This is a genomic window from Pseudomonas sp. L13 (genome assembly GCF_009935965.1).
GTDB lineage: Bacteria > Pseudomonadota > Gammaproteobacteria > Pseudomonadales > Pseudomonadaceae > Aquipseudomonas > Aquipseudomonas lactis.
Map to the genome: position 1 here is coordinate 1 of NZ_QODJ01000110.1, position 8,874 is coordinate 8,874.

The window sequence follows — 8,874 nt, forward strand, 5'->3', positions numbered from 1 at the left end:
ATTCAAGCCTGTGTTCGGGCACACCGAGCCCAAGCGAGGTGCCGAGTGGTGGGGCAAGAGCGTTTTGCTTACTTTTGTCTGGGCCGGCATTCCGGCTTTTCAAAAGTGAGCCGCTGTCAGAGCGGAACCATCGGTGGCCGTTACCTAAATAATGGATATGTACTCGGTCAAATCCAATATCCCGGTCGGCTGGCAGGCCGTCTTCGCAGGCAAGCCAGTTCCCACATTTGGATCGCGGGGCGTCAGGTAGATAAGCATCGGCTCTGAGGCCGTCGCGGGAGCAAGCTCCCTCGCCACAGGTTCAGCGTCATACCAAAGTTGTGTAGATACCTATGCTCATCGCGGGCAAGCCCGGCTCCCACAGGGGAATGCATTTCAACTGTGGGAGCTGGCTTGCCTGCGATGGCGCCAGCGCAGGCACCACAGATTCAGGCACCTAGCAACCGATACCCCACCCCCGCCTCAGTCACGATAAACCGCGGCTGGGTCGGGTCATCCGCCAGCTTCTGGCGCAGGTGCCCCACCACGATACGCAGGTAGTGGCTGTCCTCGGTATGGGTTGGCCCCCAGATGTCCTTGAGCAACTGCTGTTGGGTAATCACCCGCCCCGGATGGCGTGCGAGCTGCGCCAGCACTGCGTATTCCTTGCGGGTGAGCGCCACTTCAGCCCCGTCGAGCAGCACGCGACGATAGGCCAGGTCGACCGTCAACGGGCCAAAACTCAAGGCGGCTTCCTGGACCTCTCCCGCCGGGGCCTGGCGCAACAGCGCACGCACACGGGCGAGAAACTCCTGGATGCCGAACGGCTTGGTCACGTAGTCATTGGCGCCACCGTCGAGAGCCTCGACTTTCTGACCTTCGCTGGCCCGCACCGACAGCACCAGCACCGGCACCGTGGACCATTCGCGAAACTCGCGCAGCACCTGTTGGCCGTCCATGTCGGGCAGGCCCAGGTCGAGCACCAGCAGATCCGGTTTGCTCAAGGCCGCCTGCGCCAAGCCTTCGTTGCCGGTGCCGGCTTCGATCACCTTATAGCCTTGGGAAGCCAGGCTGATGCGCAGGAATTTGCGGATCTGCTGTTCGTCATCAATGACAAGAATCGTCGCGGTCTGGCTCATGGTGTCTCATTAAAACCCATTAAAAAATCACCCCCTGTAGGAGCGAGCTTGCTCGCGAAAAACCTCTAGGCACCGCGTGCATTCAGGACGCCATCATTATCGTTAACGACCTTCGCGAGCAAGCTCGCTCCTACAGGGCTATTCCAGGGCGGGTTGTGTGGGCAGTGGTAAAAACAAGGTGATGCAGGTGCCCCGCCCGTCAATGCCATCGGCCACGCTGATATGCCCACCGTGCGCGCCGACCATGCCCTGGCAGATCGCCAAGCCAAGGCCCGTGCCCTGCCCGCCTCGATCACCGCGAGCAGCGGTATAGAACATATCGAAGATCTTCCCCCGCTCTTCCTCGGGAATGCCTGGCCCTTCATCCGCCACGGAAAAAAACAACTGGTCATCGTCCACGCCAGCGCGCAACTGCAAGCGGCCCTGGGGCGGCGAAAACCGTGCGGCGTTTTCCAGCACGTTGACCAAGGCCTGCTCGATCAACGCCGCATGCACATACAACAAAGGCAGTTCCGGCGGCACATCGGTGCTCACCTGCAACGGCGCCAGCACGGCGCGCAATCGCCCAAGAGCACTGCCGACGATGTCGCCGGGCGACACCCAGTCGCGTGCCAGTTTCAGCGCACCGTGGCCCAGGCGTGTCATGTCCAGCAGGTTCTGGATATAGCGGTCGAGGCGCTCGGCTTCATCGCGAGTGCCTTCGAGCAGTTCGCGGCGATCCTCCAGTGGGATGGCTTCACCGAGGGCCAGCAGGCTGTCGATGCTGCCGCGCATGGACGTCAACGGCGTGCGCAAGTCGTGGGACACGGAAGCGAGCAAAGCGCTGCGCAGTTGTTCGGTTTCGCCGTGCAGGCGCGCCGATTCCAACTCCTGCCCCAGTTGTGCCCGCGCCAGCGCCTGGGCCAGCGGTTGGCTCAACGCGGTGAGCAAACGTCGACGTTGCCCGCTCAATTCCAGGCCAGGCTTGGCACTGACACCCAGCAACCCCAAGGGCCCCTCTTCACCCGACAGCGGCCACCACCACCAACGCCCAAACGGCAAGGTGCCGGTGCCCATGCCGGCCGGCTGATCATGCTGCCAGGCCCAATCGGCGGCGGCGCGTTCGGCTTCGGTGAGGGTCAACGGGCCACCGGTCTCGACCTTCCAGCCGCCCTGACCGTCGCGATTGACCAGGCACAGGTCGAGGTCGTTCCAACCTTGCAGATGGTGGGCGGCGGCGCTGATGACGGCTTGGCGGTCGGTGGCAGCGGTGAGCTTGCGCGACAGGTCGAGCAGCTCGCTGGTTTCTTCCTGGGTATCGCGCAACGCCTGCAACTGGCGGCGCTGGCGTGCGGCGAGGTTGCCGGTCAACGCCGCCATTAACAGAAAGAACAACAGGGTCAGCACGTCTTCTTCGCGCTGGATGGCGAAGGAAAAATTCGGCGGGATAAACAGAAAATCGTAAGTCAGAAACGACAGCGCCGCACACACCAGGGACGGCCCCAGGCTACTGCGCACCGCCACCAACAGCACGGCGGCGAGAAACACCAACGAGATGTTCGGCAGCGCCAACGCACTGGACACGGCCCAGGCGACTGCGGCAGCGGCGAGGGTCGCCACCACCGCCAAGGCGTAATCGAACCACACCAAACCGCGCACATCGGGCAGACGTGGCGGTGCAGGCATGTCATCGCTGTCGAGGACGTTGATCTCCAAACCGCGGGCATTGCGCAACAGACGTGCGGCCAAGCCGCCACCGAACAGGCGCCGCCGCCAGCGCATCCGCGACTGCCCCACCAGCACCAGGCTGGCGCGGCGTTCGGCGGCATGCTGGATCAGGGTTTTGGCCACTTCCCCGGCGCGCAGCAACACCACTTCCCCGCCCAACCGCTCTGCCAGTTGCTGGGCGTTTTGCAGGCGCAGGCGCGATTGCTCATCCCGCGCGCGGCCGTTATCGATATGCACCAGGCTCCAGGGCAAATGCCGACGCTGGGCCACGCGGCTGGCATGGCGCACCAGGCGTTCGGCTTGGGCATCGCCATCCACGCCGACCAGCAAACGCCCGCGCACCGCCGGCGCGGCCTGGCCGAGTTGGCGGTAGCCCTGGGCCAGGTCGTCATCGACATGGGCGGCGGCAGTTTGCATGGCCAGCTCGCGCAGGGCCATGAGGTTGGTCTGGGTGAAAAACGCATCGATGGCCGCACGCGCCTGTTCGGGCACATACACCTTGCCATCACGCAGGCGCTCGAGCAGCTCGCGAGACGGCAGGTCGATCAGCAGCAGTTCATCAGCCTCTTGCAACACCCAGTCCGGCAGGGTTTCGCGCACTTGCACACCGGTGATGCCACGCACTTGGTCGTTGAGGCTTTCCAGATGCTGGACGTTGACCGTGGTGAACACGTTGATGCCGGCGGCGAGCAATTCCTGGATGTCTTGCCAGCGTTTTTCATGCCGGCTGCCGGGGGCATTGCTGTGGGCCAGTTCGTCCACCAGCACCAGCTTTGGCTTGGCCGCGAGCAGGCCGTCGAGGTCCATTTCTTCGAGCATCACGCCACGGTATTCGCTGCGCAACAGGGGTTGTTGCGGCAGGCCGCTGAGCAAGGCTTCGGTCTCGGCGCGGCCGTGGGTTTCGACCACCCCGGCGATCAGGCGCACGCCCTGGCGCAGTTGGGTATGGGCCGCCTGGAGCATGGCGTAGGTCTTGCCCACACCGGGCGCGGCGCCGAGGAAGACTTTAAGCCGGCCACGGCCGTCCCGGGGCAGATCGGCTAACAGGGCATCGGCGCGGCCGGCGTCGCTCATGCTCGGGGGTTCCTTCAGGTATTTATAGAGAGTCTTCAAGGCCGCCATCGCGGGCAAGGCCGGCTCCCACAGTGGAATGCATTCCAAATGTGGGAGCCGGGCTTGCCCGCGATGGCGATCGCTTGGCTTACAACGTTTCCAAAGCCATGTTCAGGGCCAGGACATTTACTACGGGCGGGCCAACCAACGGGCTTTCGATGTGCTCATCCAGCAACCGCTGCAAGGTCGACACCGGCACATTTCGCGCCGCCGCTACTCGCGCCAGTTGATAGGCAATCGCCTGCGGTGGCAAGTGTGGATCAAGCCCGCTGCCGGAGGTTGTCAGCGAGGCCAGTGGCACCGGGCCCTGGCCAGGTACTGACTGCTTGCTGGCCTCTTCGACTATGCGAGTAGCCAAGGCCGGATTGCTGGGGCCCAGGTTACTGGCACTGCTGGACACTGTGGCAAATGCACCGGCTGAAGGGCGTGGGTGAAACCAGCTATCGCCGTTAAAGTCCTGGGCGATCAGACTGGAGCCGCGCACCTTGCCGCTGGCGTCGCGTACCAGGCTGCCGTTGGCTTGGTCGGGAAAGGCGACTTGCGCCACGCCAGTGACTACCAGCGGGTAGGCCACGCCGGTGATCAGGGTCATGAGTACCAGCAGGCTCAGGGCCGGGCGGATGATGTTTGTCATAGTCAAATCCTCAATAAATCGGACAGGTCAAACCAGGTGCAGCGCGGTCAGCAGCATGTCGATGGCCTTGATGCCCACGAACGGCACCAACAGCCCGCCCAGCCCGTAGATCAGCAGATTGCGCCGCAACAAAGCCGCAGCACTCGCGGCCTGCACGCGCACGCCGCGCAGGGCCAACGGGATCAGCACCACGATAATCAGCGCGTTGAACACGATGGCCGAGAGGATCGCGCTCTGCGGGCTCTGCAAGTGCATGATGTTGAGCACGCCCAGTTGCGGGTAGATCGAGGCGAACAGCGCTGGCAGGATCGCGAAGTACTTGGCCACGTCGTTGGCGATGGAAAAGGTCGTCAGCGCGCCACGGGTCACCAGCAGTTCCTTGCCGATCTGCACCACGTCCAGCAGCTTGGTCGGGTCGCTGTCGAGGTCGACCATGTTGGCGGCTTCGCGTGCGGCCTGGGTGCCGTCGTTCATCGCCATGCCGACGTCAGCCTGGGCCAGCGCCGGGGCGTCGTTGGCACCGTCGCCGCACATGGCAACCAGGCGACCATCGTTCTGCTCATGGCGAATACGCGCGAGTTTCTTCTCTGGCGTGGCCTCGGCCAGCACGTCGTCCACCCCCGCTTCAGCGGCAATCGCGGCGGCGGTCAGCGGGTTGTCGCCGGTGACCATCACGGTGCGAATCCCCAGCTTGCGCAACTCGGCAAAACGCTCACGGATACCGGGCTTGACCACGTCCTTGAGATGGATCGCCCCCAGCAACTTGCCATCGGCGCACACCAGCAAGGGCGTGCCGCCGCTTTGGGCGATCTTGTCGATTTCCCGCGACAACGCAGGCAACAGATCACTGCGTTGCTGGCCGATAAATGCCAGCAGCGAGTCCACCGCGCCTTTGCGGAACACACGGCCCTGGTAGTCGACACCGGACAACCGGGTCTCGGCGCTGAAAGGTACGGCGGTCAACGCCTCCAGGCTCGGCTCGGCCTGTGGGTGCAAGGCACGCAGGTATTCAACGATGGACTTGCCTTCCGCCGTGTCATCGGCCAGGGACGCCAGCAGCGCGCCTTCGGCCAATTCGCGGCCACTGACGCCAGGCGCCGCGACCACGGCCGAGCAACGACGGTTGCCGAAGGTGATGGTGCCGGTTTTGTCCAGCAACAGCACATGCACGTCCCCCGCCGCTTCCACCGCGCGGCCAGACTTGGCGATCACGTTGAGACGCACCAGGCGGTCCATGCCGGCAATGCCGATGGCCGACAACAAGCCGCCAATGGTGGTAGGAATCAGCGTCACCAGCAGTGCGACCAGGAACACCAAAGGCAAGCTGCCATTGGCGAAGTGGGCGAACGGCTGCAAAGTCACTACCACCAGCAGGAAGATCAGGGTCAGGCCGATCAGCAGGATATCCAGCGCGACTTCGTTGGGGGTCTTCTGGCGCTTGGCGCCCTCCACCAGGGCGATCATGCGGTCGAGGGTAGACTCGCCGGGGTTGGCGGTGATGCGGATCAACAGCCAGTCCGACACCAGCCGCGTGTTGCCGGTAACGGCCGAGCGGTCACCGCCGGACTCGCGGATGACCGGGGCGGATTCGCCGGTGATCGCCGCTTCGTTGACCGCCGCAATACCTTCGACGACCTCACCGTCGCCGGGGATCATTTCCCCGGCAGCCACACGTACCACATCGCCCTTGCGCAGGCTTGTGGCCGGTATCATTTTGAAGCTGCCATCGGCCTCCTGGCGACGCGCGCTCAGGCCTTCGCTGCCGGCCTTGAGGCTGTCGGCACGGGCCTTGCCACGCCCCTCGGCCAAGGCTTCGGCGAAGTTGGCAAACAGCACGGTGAACCACAGCCACACGGCGATTTGCACGGCGACAAACGTTGGAACGGTGGTGTCGGGCACAAAGCACAGCACGGTGGTAAGGATGGCGGTCAGTTCGACCACCAGCATCACCGGCGAGCGTTGCAGTTGGCGTGGGTCGAGCTTGACGAAGGCCTGGACCAGCGCAGGGCGCCACAGAGCGGAGATGGCGGTTTTGGCAGGCTCCTGGGTTTTGACCGGGGCCGCGTTTTTTGCAGGCATATTCATTTTCATATCCCTTAACTAGAAGCCCATGCTCAGGTGTTCAGCGATGGGGCCCAACGCCAGCGTCGGCAGGAAAGTCAGGCCGCCTACCAGCAAAATGGTCACGGTCAACAGGGTCACAAACAGCGCGCCATGGGTGGGGAAGCTGTTCTGGCCAATCGGTGCGGTCTTCTTCATCGCCAGGCTGCCGGCCAGGGCCAGCACCGGGAGGATGTAGCCGAAACGGCCGATCAGCATGCCCAGGCCCAGCATCAGGTTATGGAACGGGGTGTTGGCGCCGAGGCCGGCAAACGCCGAACCGTTGTTGGCACTGGCCGAGGTGTACGCGTAGAGCAACTGGCTGAAACCATGAGGACCAGGGTTGCTGATGGCACCCGCCGGGCCTGGCAGGCTGGCGGCGATGGCACCCAACACCAGCACGCCAACCGGCATCACCAGCAGGGTCACCACCAGCAATTGCACTTCCTTGGCCTGGAGTTTCTTGCCCAGGTATTCCGGCGTGCGGCCGATCATCAAACCGGCGAGGAACACCGCGATCAACACGTTAAGCAACATGCCGTACATGCCAGCACCGACACCGCCGAAGATCACTTCGCCGACCATCATGTTGATCAATGCCACCATTCCACTCAGGGGGCTGAGGCTGTCCTGCATGCCATTGACCGAACCGTTGGACGCCGCGGTGGTGGTCACCGACCACAGCACGGTACCGGTGGTGCCGAAGCGTGTTTCCTTGCCTTCCAGCGGTGCGGTTTGCTCCACGGCCGGGTTGTTCAAGGTTGGGTTGGGCTGGTACTCAGACCACAGCGACGTCGCGCCGCCGATCAGGAACAGCGCCAGCATGCACGCAAGGATCGCCCGGCTCTGGCGCAGGTCCTTGACGTAATGGCCGAAGGTAAACACCAACGCCACCGGGATCAGAATGATCGAAGCCACTTCAAACAGGTTGGCCCAGGCCGTCGGGTCTTCGAACGGATGCGCCGAGTTCACCCCGAAGAAGCCACCGCCGTTGGTGCCCAGTTGCTTGATCGCAATCTGGCTGGCGGCCGGCCCCAGGGGAATCACCTGGTCCACGCCCTGCAGCGTGATGGCATCCACATAGTGGGCGAAGGTTTGCGGCACGCCCTGCCATACCAGAAACAGTGCGAGCACCAGGCACAACGGCAGCAGGCCATAGAGAGTGGCGCGGGTCATGTCGACCCAGAAGTTGCCCAGGGTCTGGGCAGATTTACGCCCTATCCCACGGCACAAGGCGACCAGGACCGCGAGACCGGTCGCCGCACTGACGAAGTTCTGCACCGTGAGGCCGGCCATCTGGCTGAGGTAACTCAAGGACGCCTCGCCGCTGTAGTTCTGCCAGTTGGTATTGGTCATGAAACTGACCGCAGTGTTGAACGCCAGCGTCCATTCCTGGCCGGGCAATTTCTGCGGGTTCAGTGGCAGGGAGCCCTGGAATAACAGGATCGAGAACAACAACAAGAAGCCCGCCAGGTTGAACGCGAGCAAGGCCAGCATGTATTTCTGCCAGCTCTGTTCTTGCTGCGCATCCACGCCCGAGAGGCGGTAACAGGCCTTTTCAACAGGCCCCAATACGGGCGTGAGCCAGGTGCGCTGGCCTTCCATCACCTTGTAGTAGAACCGCCCCAGAAACGGTGCCGGCACCAGTACCACGGCGAAGAAGGCGATGATCAGCCAATAGTCATAACTGTGCATAGCCCGCTCCTAGTTCCGATCCGCGCGTAACAGCGCAACCAGCAGATAAATGAACAGCGCCACGGCCAACAGCAGTGACACCCCGTCCAGAACGCTCATGGAAGTCTCCCCTTCGTGCGGCGATTGCCGCGTGTGGGGGGCATTGTCCGCAGGAGCGGTGTAAAGGAACGAGAGCGAGGGGCTGGGTGGGGCGTAAAGATGGCGTAAAGAGTGGGTTTATGCGGGGTTTACAGGGAGATGTGCAGTGGCTGGGAGGGCCTCATCGCGGCATAGGTATCTACACAACTTCAGTACGACACTGACCCTGTGGCGAGTGAACCTGCTCCCGTGACGGCCTTACAGCCGACGCTGATCTACCTGACACCCCACGATTCAAATGTGGGAGCTGGCTTGCCTGCGAAGAGGGCCTTACAGTCGACACAGTTGGATCGCGTACATATCCATTGCTGCGGTAACGGCCACTTAGGGTTCCGCTCTGACAGCGGGTCACTTTTGGAAGGACCCAAA

Annotated in this window: 6 protein-coding genes; all 6 read right to left on the reverse strand. The window is 63.1% G+C overall.

The annotated features are described in order from the left end of the window. Nucleotides 1-428: 428 nt before the first annotated feature. The 6 genes from DK871_RS27870 to kdpF all read right to left on the reverse strand — a co-directional run bounded on the left by DK871_RS27870 (nucleotide 429) and on the right by kdpF (nucleotide 8,466). On the reverse strand, nucleotides 429-1,118 hold the full coding sequence (locus DK871_RS27870; RefSeq protein WP_161907421.1) for a response regulator: 690 nt from the start codon (nucleotides 1,116-1,118) through the stop codon (nucleotides 429-431). A 138-nt stretch (nucleotides 1,119-1,256) separates the two neighbouring features. Further along, on the reverse strand, nucleotides 1,257-3,899 hold the full coding sequence (locus DK871_RS27875; RefSeq protein ID WP_161907422.1) for a sensor histidine kinase KdpD: 2,643 nt from the start codon (nucleotides 3,897-3,899) through the stop codon (nucleotides 1,257-1,259). Nucleotides 3,900-4,026: 127 nt separating this feature from the next. After that, a complete protein-coding gene (kdpC, locus tag DK871_RS27880; protein ID WP_161907423.1) occupies nucleotides 4,027-4,572 on the reverse strand; it encodes a potassium-transporting ATPase subunit KdpC in 546 nt (181 codons plus the stop codon). Nucleotides 4,573-4,599: 27 nt separating this feature from the next. Next, nucleotides 4,600-6,657: a potassium-transporting ATPase subunit KdpB gene (kdpB, locus tag DK871_RS27885; protein ID WP_003189828.1), complete on the reverse strand. Its 2,058-nt coding sequence runs from the start codon at nucleotides 6,655-6,657 to the stop codon at nucleotides 4,600-4,602. A 15-nt stretch (nucleotides 6,658-6,672) separates the two neighbouring features. Further along, on the reverse strand, nucleotides 6,673-8,367 hold the full coding sequence (gene kdpA, locus DK871_RS27890) for a potassium-transporting ATPase subunit KdpA (protein WP_161907424.1): 1,695 nt from the start codon (nucleotides 8,365-8,367) through the stop codon (nucleotides 6,673-6,675). A gap of 9 nt (nucleotides 8,368-8,376) precedes the next feature. Next, nucleotides 8,377-8,466, reverse strand: a complete 90-nt coding sequence (gene kdpF, locus DK871_RS27895) for a K(+)-transporting ATPase subunit F (RefSeq protein WP_003218754.1) — start codon at nucleotides 8,464-8,466, stop codon at nucleotides 8,377-8,379. Between the last annotated feature and the right edge of the window lie 408 nt (nucleotides 8,467-8,874).